Source organism: Actinoplanes sp. L3-i22 (assembly GCF_019704555.1).
Classification (GTDB): Bacteria; Actinomycetota; Actinomycetes; order Mycobacteriales; family Micromonosporaceae; genus Actinoplanes.
The window spans coordinates 4,623,076-4,644,863 of sequence record NZ_AP024745.1 but is presented as its reverse complement, the minus strand read 5'-3'; the positions used below and the strand labels follow the sequence as shown (position 1 = coordinate 4,644,863).

The window sequence follows — 21,788 nt, the reverse complement described above, 5'->3', positions numbered from 1 at the left end:
CGGCGAGACGGAGGGCGAAGATGCCGGAACACCTGGTGGTACGCAACGACGAGCAGCAGTACTCGGTGTGGCCGGCGGCGACCCCGGTGCCGGCCGGGTGGCAGGCCACCGGATTCCGGGGCGACCGCGAGCACTGCCTCGACCACATCGCCGAAATCTGGACCGACCTGCGACCCCGCTCGGTACGCGAGTTCCACGCCGCACCGCCACAGTGACCACCGGGCTCAGACCGGCACCGAGGCACGCCAGTCGATCGATACCGGCAGGCTGCGGAACCCCTGGATCAGATTCGACCGGGTGGTGACCGGCTCGCCGCAGCTGATCCCGGCCGTCTGCCGGGCCAGCGCGGTCAGCAGCCGGCCGGCCTCCATCCGAGCCAGCTGGGCCCCCATGCAGTGGTGCACGCCGTGCCCGAAGCTCAGATGGGGGTTGGGCGCCCGATCCCAGCGAAGCTCGCCGGGCGCGTCGAACACCGCAGGATCCCGGTTCGCCGCGGCCAGCCAGGCCACCACCGCCTCGCCCCGCCGGATCCGCCGCCCGCTGACGTTCACGTCGTCGGTGGCCACCCGCAGCACGTGCATGCCCGGCGACAGCCAGCGGGCCAGCTCGTCGACGGCCCGGGAACCGTCCGCCGGCAGGACCGGGTGCCGGGCCAGCGCCAGGAAGGCACCGGTGATCAGGTGGCGGGAGGTCTGGTTCCCGCCGATCAGCAGGTTGTAGCAGTTGGCCAGCACCTCGTCGGTGCTCAGCCCGTCCGCGGTGAGCAGCGCGCTGATCAGATCGGAGCCCGGACTCCGCCGGCACTGCTCGATCCGGTCGTGGAAGTAGAAGAAGATCTCGGTGTGCGCGTCGGCGGTCTGCGACGCCGACGAGTCGCTGTCCGGGCTGGCGAAGGCCGAGTCGGTCAGCCGGATCAGCTCGTCGCGGTCCGACTGCGGCACGCCCAGCAGCTGACACACCACCGCCGCGGGCAGCCGGGGCCCGATGCCGGTCGCCACATCGACCGGCGCGTCGCCCGACGACCGCAGCACGGCCAACTGGCGGCCGATCTCGTCGTCGATGAACCGGCCCAGGCCGGCCAGCTCACCCGGGCTCAGGAAGCGGCCCAGGATCCGGCGCAGCCGGGTGTGCGCCGGACCGTCCGTAGCCACGATCATCTTGCCGCCGCCGCGGTCCGGGTGGTCGGCGTCGAAACCGATGAGCATGCCGTACTCGGAGGTGAACGGGCCGCCCGCGGCCAGCACCTGCCGGCAGGCGCGGTGCGAGAACACCGACCAGAACCCGGATGGGGACGCGCCCGGCTCGCTGAACACCACGGCGTCCTCGGCGACGAACGCGCGCCAGGACGCGAATCGCGTCTCGTCCCGGTAGAGGTCGGGATCTCCCAGGTCCATCCATGGCCTCTCGGTCGGCGGACGTCACGACGCCCGCACCCGTGTCCCCACTCTGGCATGCTGATCACCATCGATCAATGCTCACGGAAAGGACGCGCCGGATGGGTCGGGACGGCGAGCATCGGCGCCTGATGGAGGCGGCCTTCGGCGACACCGCGACCACATACGACGCGGAGATCGCCTTCTTCACCACGATCGCGGCGCGGACCGCGGCCGGCGCGGCGGCCCGCCACGGATCCGGCCGGATCCGCACCGCCGTGGACGTCGGAGCGGGGACCGGAGCGCTCGCCGCGGCCCTGCGCGAGGCGCTGCGGCCGGAACGGGTGATCGCCGTGGACATCTCCCTGGGCATGCTGCGCGCCGCCGGCCGCCACGACGACCGGGTGCTCCCGGTCCTCGGCGACGCCGCAGACCTGCCACTGCCGGACCGCTGCGCCGAGGTGGCCGGCTCCGCGACCAGCGTGCGATTCTTCGACCAGCCCCGGCGGGCCGCGGCCGAACTGGGCCGGGTGCTGCGCCCGGGCGGCACGGTCGTGCTGTCCGAACTCGGCGGCGTCGACCGCAAATGGCTCTTCCTCGCCGATCTGGTGCGTCGCGCCGCGCGGCGGGCACCGGCCGGCCCGCCGCGCGGGTCGCTCCCCCGGCCGGTCCCGCTGACCGAACTGCTCGCCGACGCCGGCTTCGTCGACGTCGAGACAGCCGAGGAGACGCTGGTGTTCCGCTTCACCGACGAACATCAGTGGTGGCGCTGGATCCGCGGGCAGTCGGCGGGCGCGGCGATCCGGCAGCTTCCGGCCGCCGCGGCCGAGGCGGTGGAACGGGCCGCCCTGGCCACCGCGGCCGGCTTCGCCGACCTGGAACTGCACCAGGTGCTACGGATCGCCACCGCCCGGACCGGGCCCTGAGCGACAACGCCGCCGGCTGTTCGGCGCCGTCGTCGGCCAGTTGACGTAGTGGGCTTCGGCTTCGAGAAGATCGGCGAGCAGTGGGACCCGCAGGATCGCCTCGACGAGGTCTACCCGCGCCCGGCTGAACCCGCCGCCGGCTGGCGGTCCACGAAATCGCAGGACTGGCCGAAGGAAATGCCGCAGTACACGCCCTGGAACCGGCAACAGACCGGCGCCAGATCGTGCACCCGCACCTGCGGGCCGAGCAGCTCGGCCAGCGCGTCGGCATGCCGCCGGCCGGCCACCCGGCGATAGGAGCGGGCGACCGGCATCCAGGCGGACTCGTCGGCCAGCAGCGCGCGCAGCCCGGCCAGCGCCGCCGACCGCACCGCGCCGACATGGTCCACCGCGCGTTCGACCAGAAACGGCGCGAACACGCTCTGCGGCTGGCGGCCCATCGCGTTCACCGCTGCCTCACGGACGTGGCCGTCCGGATGCAGACTGGCCAGTGCCCAGCTCAGCGGGGTGTCGCCGGGCTCGGGCAGCCCGGCGAGCTCGCGGCGGCGGGCGTGCAGGAACAGGCCGTCCAGCGACTTGGCGCAGTCCTGCAGCCCGGCGAGAGCGGCGGCGGCGCGCGCCCCGCGCAACGGGGTCAGCGCGGGGATCAGGCGCTGGTATCCGGGCAGGTCGTGCCGGCCGGTGCTGAGCACCAGGGCAGCGATCTCGGCGGTCGCCTCGGTGACGGCCTCGCGGCGCCAGAGGTGGAGCATAAAGACGGCGCCGCCGCCGAAGAAGAGCAGGCAGAGCGTCGCCGACCGGGGATCGGTGGCGAAGCCGGCCAGCGACACCAGCGCCAGCACCGTGCTGAGCCAGAGTCCGAGGTGTTCGGACGCCGTGAGCTGCCGCCATCGTAAACGCATGGCGTGCACCGTACCGAAAATGATCTTCGCATCGCGTCGTGATCAAGCGGCCGGACGGACGGGGCATGACTAGGTCATCCCATGATGATGACCAGTTTGCCGCCCTTCGGGCGCTGCTCGCGCTCCAGCTCGGTCAGGGCGGGAATCGCCTCGGCCAACGCGACCGTACCGGCGATCGGCACGCGCAAGGTCCGGGCCACCTCCGTCAGGTCGGCGGTCACCGGCCGGCCCATCATCGCCCGGAACGGGCCGGGCAGTGCGCTCCTGATCATTTTGGCGAACGCCCCCGCCTGCCGGAACCGAGCCCCGCCGAGCACCGCGTCGCCGGCCTTCACCCGGGTGACACCGGCGCCGACCGCCTCGACGACCCCGGCGAAGTCGTGTCCCATCGCCCGGGGAAAAGAGCGGCCGGTCATCAGCTTCATCTCGCCGTTGCGCATCCTCCAGTCCAGCGCGCTGCAAGCCGCCGCCCGGACCCGGACGAGAACCTCACCCGGACCCGGCGGCGCTGGCTCGAACTCGGCGAGCCGCATCACCTCCGGGGCGCCGTAGCGGTCGTACTGCAGGCGCTTCACGAGGCGTATTCGTTCGAGATCTCGGTGGCGTAGTTCTTCCACAGCGGTTTCATGGTCTCGGCGTTGACCGGCTGCCCGGAATCGATCATGGCTTTGAAGTCGCGGAAGTACTGCACGTACAGGTCCGGGGTGAACGTGTTGAGCATGACCGCGTTCACGTCGCCGATGTTGGCGAAGGTGTGCGGCGCCCCGGTCGGCACGATGACCCAGGTGCCCGGCCCGGCGTCGTAGTGGTCCTCGCCGACGGTGAACCGGAACGTTCCGGCCAGCACGTAGAAGCCCTCGTCGTGCTGGGCGTGGCGGTGCTGCAACGGGCTCGGGGTGCCCGGCGGAATGGTGACCTCGGCGAACCCCAGCCGGTGGTCGGTGTGCTCGCCGTTCTCCAGGATGCGGATCTGCTGCGCCCCGCTGCCGAGGATCTCGCCCTCACCGGGGCGGACGATGTTGACCTTCGCCACGACTTCTCCTATTTGCTCTTACGTGCCTTGGTGATCACCATCCTGTTCCGGGCCGGCCGTACGCGTCTTGGTCGTCAGCGCACGGTTGCTGGTCACCAGTGCGCGGGCGGTGTAGCCGAACGTCGTCTTGAAAAGCTTGCTGAAATGGGTGGGATCGGAGAACCCCCACCGGGCGGCCACGGCGGTGACCGTACGTCCGCCGCCGGTCAGCTCGGCCCGGCAGCGCTCGAGGCGGCGACGCCGGATCAGAGCCGCGACGGTCAGCGGCTGGTCCTCGAACAGCTTGTGCAAACGGCGTACGGAAATGTGATGGGCAGTTGCAATGCCCAGCGGAGACAGATCGGGATCGGCCAGCCGGGCCTCGATGTAGCCGGCGATCCGGTTGCGCAGCCACTCGTCCGGGGCCGGTTGCTCGTCGCCGAGCCGGGCCTCCAGGGCGACCGCGATCAGCTCGATGACGGCCGCCGCCGACCGCAGCGCCTCCACCTCGCGGAACTCGGTCGCCGAGCGCGCTGATTCGCGAGCCAGCACGTCGCGGGCCAGCACGTCGCGGGCCAGCACGGAGACCAGCGCGCCCGGACCGTGGTTGCCGTCGATGCGTTTGCCGACGAGCCGGTCGATCTGCGCGGGCCGGATCCGAATCTCCCGGCGCGGAACCAGGATGGTGACGTGCGTCGCGGCGGTGCTCTCGAACCGGATCGTGCGCGTGGGATCGAGCAGCATCAGGTCGGCCGGCCCGAGTTCGGCGTCGCCACGGCCCTGCTCGATCCGCGTCCGGCCGCGGGTCATCACCTTGATCGCCAGGTGCTCGCCGTCGGCGGCGTCGCGCTCGCGCCCGACACAGGCGCTCTCCGGCGTATCCAGGGAGACCAGCCGCAACGGCCCGAGGTCACGGGTGGCGATCCGGCCCCGGAAGTCGGCCCCGGCCAGCTTGTTGGCCAGCGGCGGAAACCCGGTGGCGGCCAGCTCGTCCTGGAACGTCTCAAGGTTGCCGATCACCGGCTCAACGATAGCGGCGACCGTCGACGGCTCGGGCAACCTGCCCGCCGGGCAGATCGGAGCACGCCTCGTGGCAGCAGGGTCGGGTCGCCCGGAGGAGTTTCACCTCCGGGCGCCCACAAAACCCGGGGACCATCAAAGCTCTCCATCAAACCCGGGGCTTGACAGCATCGGACCTGATCTCAGCGCGATAGCGGTGACGGTGACATCCCCCGACGGGCACCTCGACGGGCGGGCCGAGTCGCTGCAGTACCTCTCGCTGCGGTTTTTGCACGACAGCTACGAGCACTACTATCGCAACCGTGACCCCGAGCTTCTGGCACATCAGCTGGGACGCACAGCGACCTTGATGTCCACGGCGTACCAGAAGGCGCGACGTGAGGTCATGCTCGCGCACGAGTTCGAGCGTTCCAGCGTCATGGAACCGCCGTTCACGTCCCGGCACCGCGAGTACCTGGAACGCGGCGCGCAGATCACCGCGCGGGGCGAATCGTCGGGACGGGAGATCCAGGCCAGCACTGTCGGGCTCGTCGAGTTCCACGTCAGCATCAAGCCAGAGGTACTCGACCACCACGGCGAGAAGGCCTTCATGCAGCTGGCCGACCAGGCGATGAACGACATGCGCGCGGACTATCAACGGGTACACAGCGCCCTGCGGCACGAGCTGTATCTCAAATACAAGGACAGGGAACGTTGATGCGCAACCGGCACCTGTCACGGCGAAACCTGATGCTGGCCGCACTCGCAGTGGCCTCCGGGACGACCGCGGGCTGCGACGGGGCCCCTGAGGACAACGATCCGCCTGTACCGTCGCCGAGCACGGACGCATCGCTGTTGCAGGACGACATCGCCGAGGGCATCACGGCTGAGGAGCGCGGGTTCGCGACCTTCCCGGTGCCCGGCGGCCCGGCCACCCGGCGCATCGTCGGCGCGGCCACGGTTCTGCGCAACACCACCAGCCAGCCGATGCAACTGCACGTCCGCTTCCGGTTCGTGGACCAGGCGGGGCACGGCTGGCAGTCAGCACAGCTGAACGACTGGGCGGCGATCCTGAACGCCGGCTGGGCGCATCTGCCGGCCGGGCAGAGCGTCGAGCTCGGCGGCATCCTGCAGGTCGACGCGGACGAGGCGGCCCGGGTCGCCGGTATCAAGCTGTATGTGAACGGACAACCGACGAATCAATCCGTGCTGCTCCCAGCTACGATCGCCGAGCTGAAACCCCGGTCGGCTCCGACCGACGAATGGGACTACGTCGCGTTCGACGTCGACAACCCCGGCGGCACCTTCGCCGAGCCGAACTACAGCCTGGTGTACCGCTCCCCCGAGGGGAAGCTGATCGGCGGATGGTTCGTCGACAGGGCAAACTTCCTCCACTTCACGTCGAAGCTGCCCAAGGGCGAAACCGACCGATATCCCCGCGGCGCGAGCCGGCACACGCTGCCCACCTGGCTGCCCCCGGACATCGGGTCCAGCGCCGTGACCATGCACATCTGGCCTTCTTGATCTGACGTTGCCCGTTCAACCGGGTCACGGCGCCGGAGTAGGCCTGCTGCCGCCAGCACCTGAATCATGCAGCTGGATACCAGACCTGCATAGCGACGGTCACGTCGTCAAGGTGCTGGCGGTGGTGGTGCCGCCCTGCCTGCGCGGCCGAGCAATCGCAGATATGTAGATCAGTGAGTTTCTGTTGTCGCCGGGCTCGTCGCGCATCCACTTGCTGAAGAGCCAGGTGCGTCCTCACCTGGCGTGTCCTCAGGAAGGGGATCTCGATGTCCGAGACCTCCCAGCGACAACGCCGCCGGCTGTTCGGCGCCGGCGTCGCGATCGCTCTGTCCGCCGCGGTCGTCGCGGTCACCCTGCCCTCCGAGGCGGCGACCGTTCCCGTCGCCTCCGGCGTGTACACCCTCGCCTCGGGCGCGAGCGGCAAGTGCGTCGACGTGACCGGCGCGTCCACCGCAAGCTCAGCCCTGCTGATCCAGGTCGCCTGCAACGCCACCGCGAAAGACCAGCAGTGGACCGCGAAACAGCAGAACACCGGCCAGTTCCAGCTGGTCAACGGCAACAGCGGCAAGTGCGTCGACGTGCCCAGCTCGTCGAGCGTCTCCGGCACCCAGCTGCAGCAGTACAGCTGCGGCGACGCGACCAAGAACAACCAGCTCTGGACGTTCACCGCCTCCACCGCGGCCAGCGGAAAGTACCTGGTCAAGAGCGTCGCCACCGGCATGTGCGTCAGCGACAAGGACGGCTCCACCGCCGGCAACAACCCGATCGTCGAGGAGAGCTGCTCCGATATCGCCCGCATGCAGTGGTCGTTCAACGACGTCGCCGGCGCTCCGGCCGGGAGTCTGGTCGTCGCCAAGGACGGCAGTGGGCAGTACACGACAGTGCAGGCGGCGGTGAACGCGGTGCCGGCCGGCAACACCAGCCGGGTGACCATCGCGATCAAGGCCGGCACGTACCGGGAGAACGTGGTGATCCCGTCGACCAAGCCGTACATCACGTTCCAGGGTCTCGGCTCGGCCTCCTCGGGCACGGTGATCGTGGCGAACAAGGACGCGGCGACCTACGGCACGACCGGTTCGGCCACCGTCTACGTACAGGCGAAAGAATTTCAGGCGACCAACCTGACATTTACCAACGACTATGACGAGGCCGCGAGCGGTTCGTCGCAGGCGCTGGCGCTCGCGCTTTACGGGGACAAGGCCGTACTCAAGAATGTTCGTGTTCTTGCCGATCAGGACACGCTTCTTATTCAGGGCGGCGGGATCCGGGCGTACGTCGCGAATTCCTATGTCGAGGGGACCGTCGACTTCATCTACGGCACCGGAACCGCGGTGTTCACCGCGTGCAGCATCTACGAGAAGCGCAGCACCGGCGGCCCGATCACCGCGGCGGCGACCCCGGCCGAGCAGACCTACGGATTCCTGTTCTACAAGTCGACGATCACCGGCGCGACCAGCAACACCACCCAGCTCGGCCGGCCGTGGCGGCAGGACGCGCAGGTCCTTTACCGCGAATCGTCGCTGAGCGCGACCATCGCGACCGCCCAGCCGTGGATCAACATGGGCGACGCGACCTGGCAGAACGCCCGCTTCTACGAATACAAGAACACCGGCGCGGGCGCGACCACCAACAGCAACCGGCCGCAGCTCAGCGATTCGCAGGCCGCCAATTACACCCCGCAGAAGTACCTGGCGGGCTCGGACAACTGGAATCCGGTGGGCTGACCATGAAAAACAAGACCATTTTCTTCGGTACGGTCATAGCGGCCGTCCCGGCGGCGATCATCGGCTGGGCGGTCCTGCCGTCCGAGGCCGCCACCCCGGTCGCCTCCGGCGTGTACACCCTGGCCTCGGGCGCGAGCGGCAAGTGCGTCGACGTGACCGGCGCGTCCACCGCCAGCAGCGCCCTGCTGATCCAGGTCGCCTGCAACGCCACCGCGAAAGACCAGCAGTGGACCGCGAAACAGCAGAACACCGGCCAGTTCCAGCTGGTCAACGCCAACAGCGGCAAGTGCGTCGACGTACCCAGCTCGTCGAGTGTCTCCGGCACCCAGCTGCAGCAGTACAGCTGCGGCGACGCCACCAAGAACAACCAGCTCTGGACGTTCACCGCCTCCACCGCGGCCAGCGGAAAGTACCTGGTCAAGAGCGTCGCCACCGGCATGTGCGTCAGCGACAAGGACGGCTCCACCGCCGGCAACAACCCGATCGTCGAGGAGACCTGCTCCGACATCGCCCGCATGCAGTGGTCGTTCACCCAGCTCAGCGGCTCGCGCTGGACGAACACGGCGGACGGGTTCGCCTCGACCGACGGCGGGACCACCGGGGGCGCGGCCGGGGCGGCGGTGACCGTCACGACGTACGCGGATCTGTTGAAATATGCGACCGCGGCCGAGCCCTACGTGATCCGGGTCAGCGGCACGATCACCTATCCCACCTACGGCTATGAGCTGCGGGTGACCTCGAACAAGACGATCGTCGGGCTCGGCACCACCGGCCGGATCAAGGCGGGCGGGTTCTTCCTGGCCACGGGCGTGCACAACGTGATCATCCGGAACCTGACCATCGGGGACACCGCGATGACCGACGACGACCCGGACGACAAGACCTACGACTACGACGGCATTCAGATGGACACCGCCGACCACGTGTGGATCGACCACAACACGTTCCAGAACATCAACGACGGCTACATCGACTCGCGCAAGGACACGACGTATGTGACCGTTTCCTGGAATCGGCTGGGCAATCACAACAAGACGTTCGGCATCGGCTGGACCGACAACGTGACCGCCCGCGAGACGATCCACCACAACTGGTTCTTCAACACCAACCAGCGCAATCCGAGCGCGGACAACCTGCAATACGCGCATCTCTACAACAATTACCTGCAAAACATTTCTTCGTACGGAAATCTGTCGCGCGGCAGCACGAAAATGGTGCTGGAGAACAGCTACTTCGATGGCGTCAACAATCCGTACAACATCGACGACACTACGAAGGGGCAGCTCAAGCAGAGCGGCAGCATCGTGGTCAACTCGACCGGCAAGCAGGTGACCGGGGGTTCGGCGTTCACGCCGAGCGCGTTCTACCCGTACACGCTCGACGCCGCCGCGGACGTTCCCGCGCTGGTCAAGACGTATTCGGGCCCGCAGGCCGACATCGTCATGTGACGACCACGTGCACGGCGCCCCTTCGTTCCGGGCGCCGTGCACCGTGGCCGCACCGTGGACACGGTGTGATGGGATGTCGCGCATGGCCGAATCGCACGCCCCGGCGCTGGAGATGTTGTGGGAGGCGCACGACCCCGGCGACACCCTGGATCGAAGGTTCGGCTTCGGCGACGGCGAGTCGGCCGGCCGATGGGTCGCCGACATGCTCGGCGAGCACTGGGGTGTCCGGGTCGATTCCTGCGAGCGGATCGTGATGAGCAGCGGCAACGCGCTCGCCTGGGTCGGCACGCCGGGCGGCCGGATGCTCGCGAAATGGTCGGTGGTGCCCGACCGCTTCCCGCGGCTGGCGGCGATCGCGCGGCTCACGAGTTGGCTGGACGGCCAGGGCCTGCCGGTCTCGGCACCCGTCCCGGCGCGGGACGGCCGCCTTCAGGTCGAGGCCGGTCGAGTCTCGATGGGCCTGCAGCGGGTGATCGCGGGCGAGCTCCTCGACACCGCCGACCCGGCCCAGGTGTGGGCGGCCGGCGCGCTGCTGGCCCGGCTGCAGCAGGAACTGGCAGCCTGCCCGCAGCCCGACCCGGATCCCGCCTCCACCTACTCCGTTCCCGGCAAACCGCTGACGGCTCGGGTCACCGGCTGGCTCGACACAGACGCCGGGCAGGTGCCGGCGAGCGCCCGCGACGCCCTGCGTGCCCTGGTCGCCGCCGCGCCCGCCGACCCGCTGCCCCGGCAGCTCCTGCACTCCGACTTCCGGGCGGCCAACATCCTGTGCGCCGGAACCGAGATCGTCGCGGTTCTGGACTTCGAGGAGGCCCGGCAGGACCACCGGGTCGTCGAGGCGGCTCGGTCGGCGGTCCTGCTCGGCACCCGCTACCACGACTGGGGCCCGGTGCCGGTCGCGGTGCACGCGCGGTTCCGCGCCGGCTACGAGTCCGTGCGCCGGTTCAGCCCGGTGGAGGCGGCCTGGTGGGACATCGTGGTGCTCTGGCAGACCCTGACCTTCGTGCCGCCCGGCGCCGACCCGACCGGCTGGGCAGCCTCGGCGCTGAGCCAGCTGGACAAAGGTTGAGCAGATCGGATCAGGCGCGGCGGGCCTGGCAGAGCAGGATCGCGGCGTAGCCGTGCGAGCCGTGCTGGGCGGTCGGGATGACCTCGATGCCCTCGTGCAGCGGCTCGAAGTCGGGTCGCAGGGCGCCTCGTAGGTCGCGTTCGTCGATGTCGGCGCCGGGGAAGGTCTTGCCGCCGACGGTGTAGCCGCGGCAGCGGCGCAGCGCCGCGGTCAGGAACAGGCCGCCGGGCTGGACCAGGCCGGTGATGTGGCGCATGAACAGGTGCCAGGTGGCGCGGTCGCCGGTCGCCGAGTCCGCGCAGTAGGCACTGACCACCGTCGGGTAGCTCCGGTTCACCGGGCGGGGATGGCGGGCGTCCACCCGCACGAGGGTGGTGATCTTTGCCCGGGTGAGGTCTTCGCGCGCGGTCACCTCGTCGTCGGTCGGACAGGTGTTGCCCTCGCACTGCAGGGTGTAGCGGACGAACGGCCGCCAGTCGTGGGCGCCCGGGGCCCGCTCGATCCACCGCCGGATCTCGGCCAGGTTCTCGGGGAGATAGTCGCCCAGGTGGATCTCGGAGGCCCTCTCCGCGCACGCGAACACGTGGTGCAGGGTCGGGCCGGTCCCGAAGTACAGGATCGGCTGGTCACGTTCGGCCTGGCGCATCGCGTCGACGAGGAACGCGATGGTGGCGATCTCGTCCGGTTCGACGCTGCGGTAGTAGTCGGTGAGGTACTCGGCCGGCACCCAGTCGGTGTCGAACGAGGCGTGCCGCCGGCGCCGGCGCAGGACGGTGCGGGTGAGGCGGGCGAGCGCGCCTTCGTAGAACGCGGCGCCGAGGTTGGCGCCGCCGAGGAAGATCAGTGCCTGGTCGGTGGTGATCGAGTCGGTCGCGACGGCGGCACCGAACGCGGCCAGGTAGTAGGGCAGTTCCTTGGCGAGCTCGGTGCCGGTGTATGCCACGGCGGCGGCCAGCCGGGCGGGCCTGTCACCGAAGCGGCGCCGGGTGAGGTCGTGGGCCAGTTTGGACAGCACGTTGGTGCTGGTCCCGGTCGCTGCCAGCAGACTTGCGTTCGCTCTCAGGTTGGCGCGCAGCCCGAACGCCCAGACCGCGTAGCTCGCCAGCAGGAACGCCACGACCGCTCGATGATCGAGGTCGGCGAGCCATCCGGAGGCGACCAGAGCGGCGCCGACGGCTGCCGCCCAGGCGTCCAACGCGTAGGTGGACGCCGCGGTGGCCGCCAGGCTTACCGCCCAGGCGGCGGTCGGCGACATTGTCGAAGCCTTGGCGGTCCTCACCGGCGGACCGGGTGATCGGGCATCTACCTGCCGCACCGGACGTTGCGCTGTACCCATCGCTCCCCCTAACGGAAGGGTCGCCATGGAGACGGCGGTGGGTGCCTGATTCGTACGTCGCCTTGCCGACAGCGCCGTCCGGCGCACGGACGTTCCGCTCGCCGGCAGGTGCATGCGAGAGGCGCTCCGGTGGCGTGGATCGTCGCGGGCCGGAGCGCCTCTCGGTGTCGACACGGTGCAAGCACCGCCCAGGTTCGGTGGGTCACGGCCACGCAACTCCCCCGCCCCTTGATGTCACTATTCCGCAGTTGCCAAGAGTTTGCAATAAGACATACTGAGCGGCATGGCGATCTACACGCTTCCCGACATGCCCTACGACTACGGCGCACTCGAGCCCGCGATGAGCGGCCAGATCCTCGAGCTGCACCACAGCAAGCACCACGCCGCGTACGTCAAGGGCAGCAACGACACCCTCGATCAGCTCGCCGAGGCCCGCGACAAGGGCGACTACTCCGCGCTGGTCGGCCTGGAGAAGACTCTGGCGTTCAACCTCTCCGGGCACGTCCTGCACTCGATCTTCTGGAACAACCTGCGCCCCGGCAGCAGCGCCGACCGCCCCGACGGGGAACTGTCCGCGGCGATCGCCGAGCACTTCGGATCGTTCGAGGCGTTCGCGGCGCAACTGTCCACGGCGACCAAGGGCGTGCAGGGCTCCGGCTGGGGCGTGCTGGCCTGGGAACCGCTCTCGCAGCGGCTGATCGTCGAGCAGATCTACGACCACCACGGCAACGTCGGGCAGGGCTCCACGCCGATCCTGGTCTTCGACGCCTGGGAACACGCCTACTACCTGCAGTACAAGAACGTGCGCCCGGACTACGTCGACCGCCTGTGGAACCTGGTGAACTGGTCCGACGTGACCAAGCGGTTCGACGCGGCACGCCTGGTCAAGCCGTTGTTGAGCTGATCAGGCGTGCCGCGTCGACAAGGACGTCCGTCGATGGTGATCCGGCTCTGCTGAGCAGCGACGTGGGGGAAGGTCTCACTACCCCCACGGAGAGCACATGGAACGCCCGACCGACCCGGTTACAGCCAGTTACGAACGGCACCTCCGACTGGCTGAGCTGTCGGCATTCACGATCCTCAACTACCGGATCAGCATCGACAAGGTCAGTCGTTTTATCGACGCCCCGGCGCACACCGCGACCACGCTCCAATTGGAGGAACTGTTCGCCAGTTGGATTGACCGGTACGCAGCCACCACCCGACAGCAGACCTGGATCAATCTCCGAGTCTTCTACCTCTGGTGCATGCGCCGGGGCTTCATCGCGTCGAATCCGCTCACGGAGATTCCGAAATCCTCCGTCCAGGATGTTCCGCCGCGCGTTCTCACCCTGGAACAACTGCGCCTGCTCGTAGCCGCGTGCAAAGGGCGGACTCTGGCGGACCGGCGAGACGAAGCGATCATCAGGTGCATGTCCGAGCCCGGCGGAATGCGTGCCACCGAAGTCCGTCTCATCAAGAACGTGGACATCGATTGGGTGAATCAACTCGTTGAGGTATCCGGCAAAACCGGATCGAGACTGATCAGCCTGTCGGACCGAACCATGGACGCCATGGAGCGGTACGTCGCTATCCGAGATCGGCACCGGTACGCCCAGAGCCCGTGGTTCTGGCTCACCGGTCGGCGCGACTCCAAGGGAATGAGTCGCCGCGCCCTGGGCGAGATGGTCGATCGGCGGGCACACAAAGCGGGGATCGGTCACGTCGAACCGAAGGAGATCCGGCACACCGCAGCCGACCGGGCGCTATCGGCAGGAATGAACGTTGCCGACATGAACCGCACGTTCGGCTGGGCAGCCTCATCGACGATGGCGGGCGAGGTTTACGGGCGCGCACGGGCAACTCAGCGGGCTTTGGACGCTGCCAGAGCTACGGGCATGGGCGACAAAATCTAGATAGCACCAAAAACAGCCGCTTGATCGCGTCTCGATCGAGCGGCTGTTCTATTTCTGGGGCGGATCGCCGTCCAGGATCGATTTCACGTCACGCAGCGTCTTTTGCCGCTCCTCATCGCTCAGGTTTTCCTGCCATCGCTCGAAGTCCGCGTAGGCAGCGCCGAATTCCCGCCCGTACGCCGAACTCTGGGCAACGCTGCGCAAATCGATTCGCCCGCTCAGTAAATCCTTCGCCATTTCGGAGAACACGGGTCCATTTTCGCCGCGCGCGAGCCGTTCCAGTCCGTCCTTGAGACCGCGCGCCGCCCGGGGATTTCGGGTCAGCCGTTCCAGTTCGTCGTCAAGGGAATTGTTTTCCATGTCACGCTCCCCCTGGAAGTACGAAGCTGGTCGCAGGCAAAGGGAATTCGGAGAGATCAGCGCCGCGATTGAAGAAGGTCACCCCGGCACCGAAGATTCCCATGATGAACGTCAAGGCAGTGTTGATGATCTTTGACGCCATGTTGATTTTGATGGCGATCTGCGTCGCCTGGTACGCCGCGTAGCCGTACCCCGCCAGCGGACCAATTCCTGTTTCGACCGTGGCGGTTCCGAACGCGGCAGCCAATCCGGCGATAATCGCGTCATCGATGGCAGCCTGTAACAGGTTGCCGATCTGCGTGGACAGCTCCCACGCGCCTTTGGCAGCTTCTTTATAGCTGTGCGCAGCCTCCATCAGCACGTCCTGTTTCCGGCTGATCGCTTGGGCGAGGTTGGTGTAGTAGGCGAACGCCGAATCAGCCCCGTTGCCAGACCAGTGGTTATCCATCTTTTCTGCGCTCTGCTGGATGTTGACACCGATCTGCTGCAAACACGGCGCGAGGTTCTCCAGCGCTGTCCCGAATTTGTAGAGCGCGTCCCACTCGCCGGTCAGTGTGTCGGTGGCGTAGCCGAAGATGTCGATGCCGCTCGCGCGCTCGATGATGTCGTTGATCCACGCTGATGGGCTGAGGTAGTTGAAAAAGTCGCCGGGATTGAACATCCCATTGTCCATGGACTCTTCTGGCTCCCCCGGCGGAACCAAATAGCTGGAGGCGATGCTGTAGCCGTGTGCATCAACGCTCATCTGATTCCCCCGGTCAGATCGGCGTGTTCAATGGGCGAGGTGTCGGCGGGAGACTCGCATCGATCTCCGCCGCCGCTTGGGCATCCATCACCTCATAGACACCCGCGATGGTCTGGAGCGACTCGGAATTGCGGATCGCCAATGTTTCCAGCGCATCGAACATGTCCACAAGCTGATCCATGAGCCGACGATGCTGCCCGATAACCGCGCCGATGACGCCCTGCTGGTGAAGACTGAGATCGCCCCACAGCTTGACGTACAGCTCCGCGCGCGTGATTTCGTCGTAGCGAGCCGTGGACAACTCCGCGCTGAAATCGCGCAGCGCCACCGGTTCAACGTGGAAGGTCATCACGCACCCGCCTGGAAGACGATGAGCGACGCCACAGCGAACAGGACCAGCCCGACGACCGCAAGCCCCACCGTCTTTCGCCACTCTCGTGCAGCGGTGTCGGTGTCCGTCGCTCGATGGAGCTTGACCGCGAAGTAGAACGCCGGAACGAAGCCCAAGGCGGGGATCAGCATGACCAGGATGTTGACCAGGGGTGCCGACACGCCTTGTGCGACGCCCGCCAAGACCACCACCAGGACGAACACCCATGCGACGCCAGGGAATAGGGCGAGTCTTGCTGTAGCTCGCCTGACCCGTAGAGCATCTTCTTTGATCACTAGCCTCTCCCCCGCTCGCTGAAGCCGGTCTCACCGTATCAACGCCGGTGGATTGAGGCTGGTTCAAGGCTCGACCTGTCACCTTGGCGACTGCTTAGGTCCGCACTGGAGCAGCGGAGCCGGGGCGGATCGATCCGCCCCGGCTCCGCCCACCCGTGCTCTTTCCTAGCGGCTGACGCCGCCGCTCAAACCAACCCTCGCGATCTGGTCCCAGTTCTTCCTATTGGAGGGCGGGAGAAGCCCCGCCAAGTAGCCCTCAAGTTCTACCCTGACTTCTTCTTCGGTCTCTCTAGTCCAGTGGAGTAGATAGTCCGCGTGGTCCGGGTTAGTGCCGACTCCGATGCCCGCTGTCCATTTTCCATCCGCGCGTTGAAATAACGTTGTGCAGACCCTCCGGTCGGCTACTTCGTAAAGCTCTGGCTGCACGCGAGGGCGGCTGCTCTACACCAGCGCCGTCTACGAGCTGGGCTATCTCCTGCTGATCGACAAACGCCACACTGCCCAACGGCGGCGACCGGTCAAGTCGGAGACGATCGGGCAGTACACCTATGCCGTCGGAAGTGTGGCGGGAATCGTTGAGTCGTCGATCTGGCTGCGCCTTCTTGACCGGCACCTCGGGATTGGCACCGTTCGCTGAGGTGCCGTTCTTGACCGTGCCGACCAGGGCGACGCCGTAGGCGTCGATGTCACGCTGAGTAGCTGAGATTCTGACCAGCTAAGATGGAACCTCGCCCGTGAGAGCGCACATTATTGCGGGCGAGACAATTCCATAGACCTTCCCCCATCTTCGCTGGTCATCGGGCAGGGCTCCACGCCGATCCTGGTCTTCGACGCCTGGGAGCACGCCTACTACCTGCAGTACAAGAACGTGCGCCCGGACTACGTCGACCGGCTGTGGAACCTGGTCAACTGGACCGACGTGACGCGGCGTTTCGACGCGGCCCGCGCCGCCGGCAACCCGATCATTCTCGCCCCGTGACCGGCACCGGCCCGGAGCACGACGACACCGCGGGGTCCGGGTCCGGCACCCCCGCGCACACCGGCCCCGGGCCGGCCTTCCTCGGCGCCCAGCAGGCCGCCGGCGTCATCGCCGCCAAGCACCGCGGCGACTTCGCCGGCGCCGAGCAGCTGCTGATCGCGATGGGCGACGAGCGCGCCCAGGCCCGCGGCTTCTGCCTGTTCGCCGAGCTGTCCCTCGCTCTGGTCCGGGCCCAGACCGGCCAGCCCATGGACGAGCTGATCCAGGGACTGAGCCTGCTGATGGCCGACGCCGCGCACAGCGGTCCCCCGCCCGGCCTCGACCAGGCGGCCTGAGCCAGATCAGATGATCTGGTGGTGACGACCGGGTCCTCGTGTCGTACCAGCACGTGGTACCGATCGAGGAGACCGCGGCGGCGGCCATAGGGTTTCGATCATGAATGTCGTGAGCTGGGAGACCGGGCTGGCCGGCTTCACCGCCGGGCTGCTGATCGCGGTCGTCACCGCACCGGTCGGCGTCTCCGGCGCGGTGTTCCTGCTCCCGGTCCAGCTCAGTGTTCTGCATGTGCCCAGTCCGGCGGTCACCCCCACCAACCTGCTGTTCAACGTGGTCTCCGGCCCGGGCGCCCTGGCCCGCTATCGCCGCAACGGTCAACTGACCGGATCGCTGGCGCGGTTGCTGATCGCCGGCACGGTCCCCGGTGTCGTGCTCGGCGCGGTCATCCGGGTCTTCGCGATTCCCGGGCCCCGGGTCTTCCGGCTCGTGGCCGCCGCGGTGCTGTTCCCCCTCGGGCTGTGGCTGTGTGCCCGCGCGGCACGGCCGGGACTACCCGACCGCCCGCCGCTGTCCCGCCGGGTGGTTGTCGGGCTCAGTCTGGTCACCGGCACTGTCGGCGGCATCTACGGCATCGGCGGCGGCTCGATCCTGGGCCCCGTCCTCGCCGGCCGTGGCACCCCGATGGCCCAGATCGCACCCGCGGCCCTGGCCGCCACGTTCGTCACGTCAATCGCCGGCGCCGCGACCTACGGCGTACTCGCGCTGACCACCAGTGGCGACATAGCACCGCACTGGGCGCTGGGTGTGCTGTGCGGAGCCGGCGGGCTCATCGGCGGTCACCTCGGCGCCCGCTTGCAGCCCTACCTGCCGGAGCGGGCTCTGCGGCTGCTCCTCGGGACTCTGGCCACCGCCCTCGCCATGCTTTACCTGGTCCAAGGCGTCAGCTCCGGGCACAACAGCCGATAGCCTCCCGTCGAACGGCGCGTTAGTTCGCCGGTGGCTGACCGCTCGCGAGGCGGGCGATCGAGCCGGGGGTGAGCTGCCGGGCCAGCACCTCCAGCGCGGCGAGGACGTCGGCCAGTGGCGCTGGCCGGGCATCTGACGGTGGCCGCCGAGCGGTAACGGCAACCTCACCCACCCGCGAGCCTTCGCCGCCCGCCTCATCGAGCTCCTCGACGACGCCGGCAACCGCGAACAGCACCGCCCCGGGTCACGGTGAGCTTGCGGACCGGGACAGACCGAGCTATTTTCGATACGCTACCGTAGCGTAGCGGAAGTCGGTCGAGAGACGGTGAGCGCGATGGAGGTTTCGGGACCTCGTGGCGTCCGTCAGTCCCCGGCCATGGGCCGGCCCCGGGATTCCGGGCGTGACTCAGCCATCCTGGACGCCACGCTGGCACTGCTGACCGAGTTGGGCTACGAGCAGCTCTCCATGGAAGCTGTGGCCGGCCGTTCCGGCGCGGCCAAGACAACGATCTACCGCCGGTACCGCGACAAGGCCGCGCTGGTCGCCGCCGCGGTTGAGTACCGCGCGCCCGCCACGCCTCCGCAGCCCGGCGGCGAGAACCTCCGCGAGGATCTGCTCGCCCTGGTGACGTGGCTCGCGCGCAGCATCGCCGAGCAGGAGGTGGGTCTGCTCGGAGCCCTGTTCTCCGGCATGCGAACTGACGCGCGGCTCGCCGAGGAGATGCGCCGGATCCTGCGGCGTGACCAGACCGCGATGACAGACGGGCTGGTTCGCCACGCAGCCGAGCAGCTGGTGCCCGGGTCGGCAACGCTGTTCGCCGAGGTCGCTCCGGCGGTAATCGTGCATCGCATCGTGGTCGCGGGCGAGCCGTGCGACGCTGCCTTCGCGGCCCATCTCGTCGACGACATCCTCATGCCGCTCCTGCGCCCGGCCTGATCGCTCGCACGCGCCTGGAACCACTCACAACACAGGAGAGACCATGAAGGCAGTGCGTTATGACCGTTTTGCGGGCATCGACGGGATCTATCTCGCCGACCTACCCGCACCCGCGCCCGGCCCCGGCGAGGTGGTCGTGCGGGTCGTGGCCGGCGCACTGAACCCCGGGGCGTTACCGGCACTGCACGGCAGCTCGTACACGCCGGGCCGCGATCTGGCCGGTGAAGTCGTCGCGGTCGGCGCCGACGTGCACAGCCTCACCGTCGATGACGCGGTCCTCGGCTGGCTCCAGAGCTGGGACGCCCACGCCCAGCTCGTCGCCATCCCCGCCGCCCAACTCGTGAGCAAGCCGCAGGCTCTGCCCTGGGACGTGGCCGGCTCGCTCTACACCACACCGATGGCGGGCCTCGGCGCCATCCGGGCGGTGGACCCCCGGCCCGGCGAAACCGTCGTCATCTCGGGCGCGTCGGGTGGCGTCGGCTTCACCGCCGCCCAGCTCGCGGTCCGGGCCGGCGCAACCGTGATCGGCCTGACCAGCGCCGCGCACTTCGACCTGCTCCGGAACTACGGCATCGAGCCCGTCCGGTACGGCGACGGCGAGCAGGAGAGGATCCGTGCCACGGCCGACCGCGTCAACGCGTTCATCGACACCGTCGGTGGCGGGTACATCGATCTCGCCCTCGACCTCGGCGTCCCGGCCGACCGCATCGACACCGTCGTCGACTATCGCGGAGCCAAGGAAAAGGGCGTCAAAGCCTTCGGTACGACCGATGCCGGCGGCACCCCGGCACTGGCCGAACTGGCCGCCCTCGCCGCCGGCGGCGACCTGCACATCCCGATCGCCGCAACCTACCCGCTCACCGATGTACAAGACGCCTACCGGGCCCTGTCCGGCCGCAAGACGCACGGGCGCATCGTGCTGCACCCCCAGGACCTTGCCTGACCCATCCGGTCATGCCGCGCCAGCGAAGACTGAGCGATGCCTGCGGTCTTCATCGAAAGATGCCGAGCCGCTCACCCCGCACCGAGACTTCTCGTCCCTCGCGAATGCTCCTTACACTGGTTGCGATGCTCTTATACGCGGCCGACCCTTCCGGCGCCCGCCGACTGGCTCGAAACTTGGTCCACTCTGGCAGCTGCCGTCCTGTCGATCGCGGTGCTCATTGTCGTTAGCATCGAACAACGCGGGCGCCAAGCAGACGAGACGATGCCAAATCGCGGCGCCAAGCTATCCGTCAGTCTATATTCGCGGGTTTAACGGAATGTATTCCAGTGTAACCAGAAATGCGAAGAATGTTGTCGCCAACCAAAATGGCCAGAACTTCGATATCGGCTGATCTACTCCGAATACAAGCACAGAAGCTGCGATTGCTCCTGCTATCGAGGCCGGGAACGTGCTAAAAACCTTTCCGAGCCACACCCTCACCCGGGCGGAGTATCTATTTTCGGCCAGGAAGTCAGACCAGCGAGCTGCATAAGGTCCCTGAAAGGCCGTTGGTGCTACGGCCTCATCCAGCCCTTGGTCGCAGAACGGTCGGAGGCGAAGTCGAATCATTTCGTGTTGGATCTGCCACAGGAGTGCTAAGCGATTAAAGGTAACCGTGTAGCGGTAACAGAGGAAAGCAGACAAAACTCCAATCCATGGGAGCAAGTCTGTCGCATTATCGAATTTTGCTCCCAGAAAGCTCACCTCGGTCACGTGATTAATAAAGATCGCTGCCGTTAAACCTGCAACGGAGTTGATTGATAGCGTTAGCTTGCGTAGGACAGAACCGATGTCTTCCATGCGACGCGCTAACATCTCGAGGTAACCTTTTACCATCTCATCTGTGAATGAGCCAGACTTTGATGCAGCGATAACCCTCGACCGTATCAGGTTTCCGCGGAAAAATCGGGCGGCAAGTTTCTTTGAAAGATTCACGCGTTGGCCCTTCCCTCGTGATTCCGGAGCATGATTGGCGCACCGAAACCACACTGGCCGACGCGGCGGGTTCGCAATCATTTGTCGGGAATTTGACTCGGGATGACAACCTCTGCTGCATGTGAATGGTCGAGGCCGTGGGAAATCGCGAAGTTGATCGCAACAGGGGAACCCCGCTGGCCCGGCATGACTGGTCCAAATAGCACGATTCGCACCACTTACATTCATAGCATTTAATCATCAACAATCAATTTAGCCAGAATTCGGCCGCAGGGCGGGCATACTAACGTCGGCCATGAGCATGAACCGCTACCCAGCAGTCGGAGAAGCGATGTACTCACCCACCGTTTCCTGATGCGCGCCGAGCAGCGTCTCTGCGCTGCCGCCATCTGCAATCACGGGAAGGGGGATGCTGTCGCGGGCACGGGGTCCGGCGCTAGTACGGGACCTTGTCCGCCCTTGCACACTGCACGTCGATTTAGGCCTACGCGGACTTCACCGCCGAATGGATCACCGCTGTGGGGCAGTCTCTGCGGCACGGCGGCTACCTCGCGGTGGTTACGGGCCCGCAGCAGGCCGCGAGGGTGCGGACCGCAGCCAAGGACGCGGCTGGTCTGACCTACGTGAACTCGATCGCGGTGGCCCGCCGGTTTGGCATGTTCACGACCCGCCGGTACGCACACCAGCACAACACGGTGACCTGCTGACCCGCGGGCCGCTTGACTCACGG

At 67.5% G+C, this 21,788-nt stretch carries 27 protein-coding genes; 15 read left to right on the top strand and 12 right to left on the bottom strand.

The window, feature by feature from the left end; genetic code table 11:
* Window positions 1-20 precede the first annotated feature (20 nt).
* The gene (locus L3i22_RS20565) at window positions 21-215 is read left to right on the top strand and encodes an MbtH family protein (protein ID WP_221328576.1); all 195 of its coding nucleotides are present in this window, start codon (window positions 21-23) and stop codon (window positions 213-215) included.
* Window positions 216-224: 9 nt separating this feature from the next.
* Here the strand turns inward: L3i22_RS20565 and L3i22_RS20560 are convergent, their stop codons facing one another.
* Window positions 225-1,394, bottom strand: coding sequence for a cytochrome P450 (locus tag L3i22_RS20560; RefSeq protein WP_221328575.1), 1,170 nt, complete (start codon window positions 1,392-1,394; stop codon window positions 225-227).
* 101 nt (window positions 1,395-1,495) lie between these two features.
* Between L3i22_RS20560 and L3i22_RS20555 the strand changes: the two genes are divergently transcribed.
* Window positions 1,496-2,299, top strand: coding sequence for a class I SAM-dependent methyltransferase (locus tag L3i22_RS20555; protein ID WP_221328574.1), 804 nt, complete (start codon window positions 1,496-1,498; stop codon window positions 2,297-2,299).
* Window positions 2,300-2,409: 110 nt separating this feature from the next.
* Here L3i22_RS20555 and L3i22_RS20550 read toward each other — a convergent pair whose 3' ends face one another.
* From L3i22_RS20550 to L3i22_RS20535, 4 genes are all read right to left on the bottom strand, one after another.
* On the bottom strand, window positions 2,410-3,201 hold the full coding sequence (locus L3i22_RS20550) for a hypothetical protein (protein WP_221328573.1): 792 nt from the start codon (window positions 3,199-3,201) through the stop codon (window positions 2,410-2,412).
* 74 nt (window positions 3,202-3,275) lie between these two features.
* Window positions 3,276-3,776: an alcohol dehydrogenase catalytic domain-containing protein gene (locus L3i22_RS20545; RefSeq protein ID WP_221328572.1), complete on the bottom strand. Its 501-nt coding sequence runs from the start codon at window positions 3,774-3,776 to the stop codon at window positions 3,276-3,278.
* Window positions 3,773-4,234 carry a cupin domain-containing protein gene (locus L3i22_RS20540; protein ID WP_221328571.1) on the bottom strand — a complete coding sequence of 154 codons (462 nt, stop codon included), beginning with the start codon at window positions 4,232-4,234 and terminating at the stop codon, window positions 3,773-3,775. The genes L3i22_RS20545 and L3i22_RS20540 overlap by 4 nt, the downstream gene beginning before the upstream one ends.
* An 18-nt stretch (window positions 4,235-4,252) precedes the next feature.
* Window positions 4,253-5,233 (bottom strand): helix-turn-helix domain-containing protein, encoded by a 981-nt coding sequence (locus tag L3i22_RS20535; protein WP_255658436.1) that lies wholly within the window; start codon window positions 5,231-5,233, stop codon window positions 4,253-4,255.
* Here L3i22_RS20535 and L3i22_RS20530 point away from each other — a divergent pair.
* From L3i22_RS20530 to L3i22_RS20510, 5 genes are all read left to right on the top strand, one after another.
* Entirely contained in the window at window positions 5,223-5,930 is a 708-nt protein-coding gene (locus L3i22_RS20530) for a hypothetical protein (protein WP_221330619.1), read from the top strand. The genes L3i22_RS20535 and L3i22_RS20530 overlap by 11 nt on opposite strands.
* 137 nt (window positions 5,931-6,067) lie before the next feature.
* Window positions 6,068-6,736, top strand: coding sequence for a hypothetical protein (locus L3i22_RS20525; RefSeq protein WP_221328570.1), 669 nt, complete (start codon window positions 6,068-6,070; stop codon window positions 6,734-6,736).
* A 266-nt stretch (window positions 6,737-7,002) separates the two neighbouring features.
* Entirely contained in the window at window positions 7,003-8,460 is a 1,458-nt protein-coding gene (locus L3i22_RS20520) for a pectinesterase family protein (RefSeq protein ID WP_221328569.1), read from the top strand.
* A 2-nt stretch (window positions 8,461-8,462) separates the two neighbouring features.
* Window positions 8,463-9,908 carry an RICIN domain-containing protein gene (locus L3i22_RS20515; protein WP_221328568.1) on the top strand — a complete coding sequence of 482 codons (1,446 nt, stop codon included), beginning with the start codon at window positions 8,463-8,465 and terminating at the stop codon, window positions 9,906-9,908.
* 82 nt (window positions 9,909-9,990) lie between these two features.
* On the top strand, window positions 9,991-10,977 hold the full coding sequence (locus tag L3i22_RS20510; protein ID WP_221328567.1) for a phosphotransferase: 987 nt from the start codon (window positions 9,991-9,993) through the stop codon (window positions 10,975-10,977).
* 10 nt (window positions 10,978-10,987) lie between these two features.
* On the opposite strand, the gene gntF is transcribed toward L3i22_RS20510, so the two are convergent.
* On the bottom strand, window positions 10,988-12,232 hold the full coding sequence (gene gntF / locus L3i22_RS20505) for a guanitoxin biosynthesis pre-guanitoxin forming N-methyltransferase GntF (protein ID WP_221328566.1): 1,245 nt from the start codon (window positions 12,230-12,232) through the stop codon (window positions 10,988-10,990).
* A gap of 364 nt (window positions 12,233-12,596) precedes the next feature.
* Here gntF and L3i22_RS20500 point away from each other — a divergent pair, with 364 nt between their 5' ends.
* Window positions 12,597-13,217 (top strand): superoxide dismutase, encoded by a 621-nt coding sequence (locus L3i22_RS20500; protein ID WP_221328565.1) that lies wholly within the window; start codon window positions 12,597-12,599, stop codon window positions 13,215-13,217.
* 97 nt (window positions 13,218-13,314) lie between these two features.
* Window positions 13,315-14,208, top strand: a complete 894-nt coding sequence (locus L3i22_RS20495) for a tyrosine-type recombinase/integrase (RefSeq protein ID WP_221328564.1) — start codon at window positions 13,315-13,317, stop codon at window positions 14,206-14,208.
* 48 nt (window positions 14,209-14,256) lie between these two features.
* Here the strand turns inward: L3i22_RS20495 and L3i22_RS20490 are convergent, their stop codons facing one another.
* Genes L3i22_RS20490 through L3i22_RS20475 form a run of 4 tightly spaced genes read right to left on the bottom strand, consistent with a single transcriptional unit; the run spans window position 14,257 to window position 15,907 of the window.
* On the bottom strand, window positions 14,257-14,568 hold the full coding sequence (locus tag L3i22_RS20490; RefSeq protein WP_221328563.1) for a hypothetical protein: 312 nt from the start codon (window positions 14,566-14,568) through the stop codon (window positions 14,257-14,259).
* Between the two features lies 1 nt (window position 14,569).
* Window positions 14,570-15,313, bottom strand: coding sequence for a hypothetical protein (locus L3i22_RS20485; protein ID WP_221328562.1), 744 nt, complete (start codon window positions 15,311-15,313; stop codon window positions 14,570-14,572).
* 13 nt (window positions 15,314-15,326) lie between these two features.
* The gene (locus L3i22_RS20480) at window positions 15,327-15,662 is read right to left on the bottom strand and encodes a hypothetical protein (protein ID WP_221328561.1); all 336 of its coding nucleotides are present in this window, start codon (window positions 15,660-15,662) and stop codon (window positions 15,327-15,329) included.
* A complete protein-coding gene (locus L3i22_RS20475) occupies window positions 15,662-15,907 on the bottom strand; it encodes a hypothetical protein (RefSeq protein WP_221328560.1) in 246 nt (81 codons plus the stop codon). Before L3i22_RS20475 ends, L3i22_RS20480 begins: the two co-directional genes overlap by 1 nt.
* Window positions 15,908-16,748: 841 nt before the next feature.
* Here L3i22_RS20475 and L3i22_RS20470 point away from each other — a divergent pair.
* From L3i22_RS20470 to L3i22_RS20460, 3 genes are all read left to right on the top strand, one after another.
* Window positions 16,749-16,958, top strand: a complete 210-nt coding sequence (locus L3i22_RS20470; RefSeq protein ID WP_370644543.1) for a Fe-Mn family superoxide dismutase — start codon at window positions 16,749-16,751, stop codon at window positions 16,956-16,958.
* On the top strand, window positions 16,955-17,293 hold the full coding sequence (locus tag L3i22_RS20465; protein WP_221328559.1) for a superoxide dismutase: 339 nt from the start codon (window positions 16,955-16,957) through the stop codon (window positions 17,291-17,293). The genes L3i22_RS20470 and L3i22_RS20465 overlap by 4 nt, the downstream gene beginning before the upstream one ends.
* Before the next feature lie 100 nt (window positions 17,294-17,393).
* Window positions 17,394-18,200: a sulfite exporter TauE/SafE family protein gene (locus L3i22_RS20460; protein ID WP_221328558.1), complete on the top strand. Its 807-nt coding sequence runs from the start codon at window positions 17,394-17,396 to the stop codon at window positions 18,198-18,200.
* Window positions 18,201-18,219: 19 nt separating this feature from the next.
* Here the strand turns inward: L3i22_RS20460 and L3i22_RS20455 are convergent, their stop codons facing one another.
* Window positions 18,220-18,435 carry a hypothetical protein gene (locus L3i22_RS20455; protein WP_221328557.1) on the bottom strand — a complete coding sequence of 72 codons (216 nt, stop codon included), beginning with the start codon at window positions 18,433-18,435 and terminating at the stop codon, window positions 18,220-18,222.
* 99 nt (window positions 18,436-18,534) lie between these two features.
* On the opposite strand from L3i22_RS20455, the gene L3i22_RS20450 reads away from it, so the two are divergent.
* Both L3i22_RS20450 and L3i22_RS20445 read left to right on the top strand, forming a co-directional pair.
* Window positions 18,535-19,137 (top strand): TetR/AcrR family transcriptional regulator, encoded by a 603-nt coding sequence (locus L3i22_RS20450; protein WP_255658696.1) that lies wholly within the window; start codon window positions 18,535-18,537, stop codon window positions 19,135-19,137.
* A 43-nt stretch (window positions 19,138-19,180) separates the two neighbouring features.
* Window positions 19,181-20,080, top strand: a complete 900-nt coding sequence (locus L3i22_RS20445) for an NADP-dependent oxidoreductase (protein WP_221328555.1) — start codon at window positions 19,181-19,183, stop codon at window positions 20,078-20,080.
* 297 nt (window positions 20,081-20,377) lie between these two features.
* Here L3i22_RS20445 and L3i22_RS20440 read toward each other — a convergent pair whose 3' ends face one another.
* Window positions 20,378-21,058, bottom strand: a complete 681-nt coding sequence (locus L3i22_RS20440; RefSeq protein ID WP_221328554.1) for a hypothetical protein — start codon at window positions 21,056-21,058, stop codon at window positions 20,378-20,380.
* 518 nt (window positions 21,059-21,576) lie between these two features.
* On the opposite strand from L3i22_RS20440, the gene L3i22_RS20435 reads away from it, so the two are divergent.
* Window positions 21,577-21,765, top strand: a complete 189-nt coding sequence (locus tag L3i22_RS20435) for a hypothetical protein (RefSeq protein ID WP_221328553.1) — start codon at window positions 21,577-21,579, stop codon at window positions 21,763-21,765.
* The last annotated feature ends 23 nt before the right edge of the window (window positions 21,766-21,788 follow it).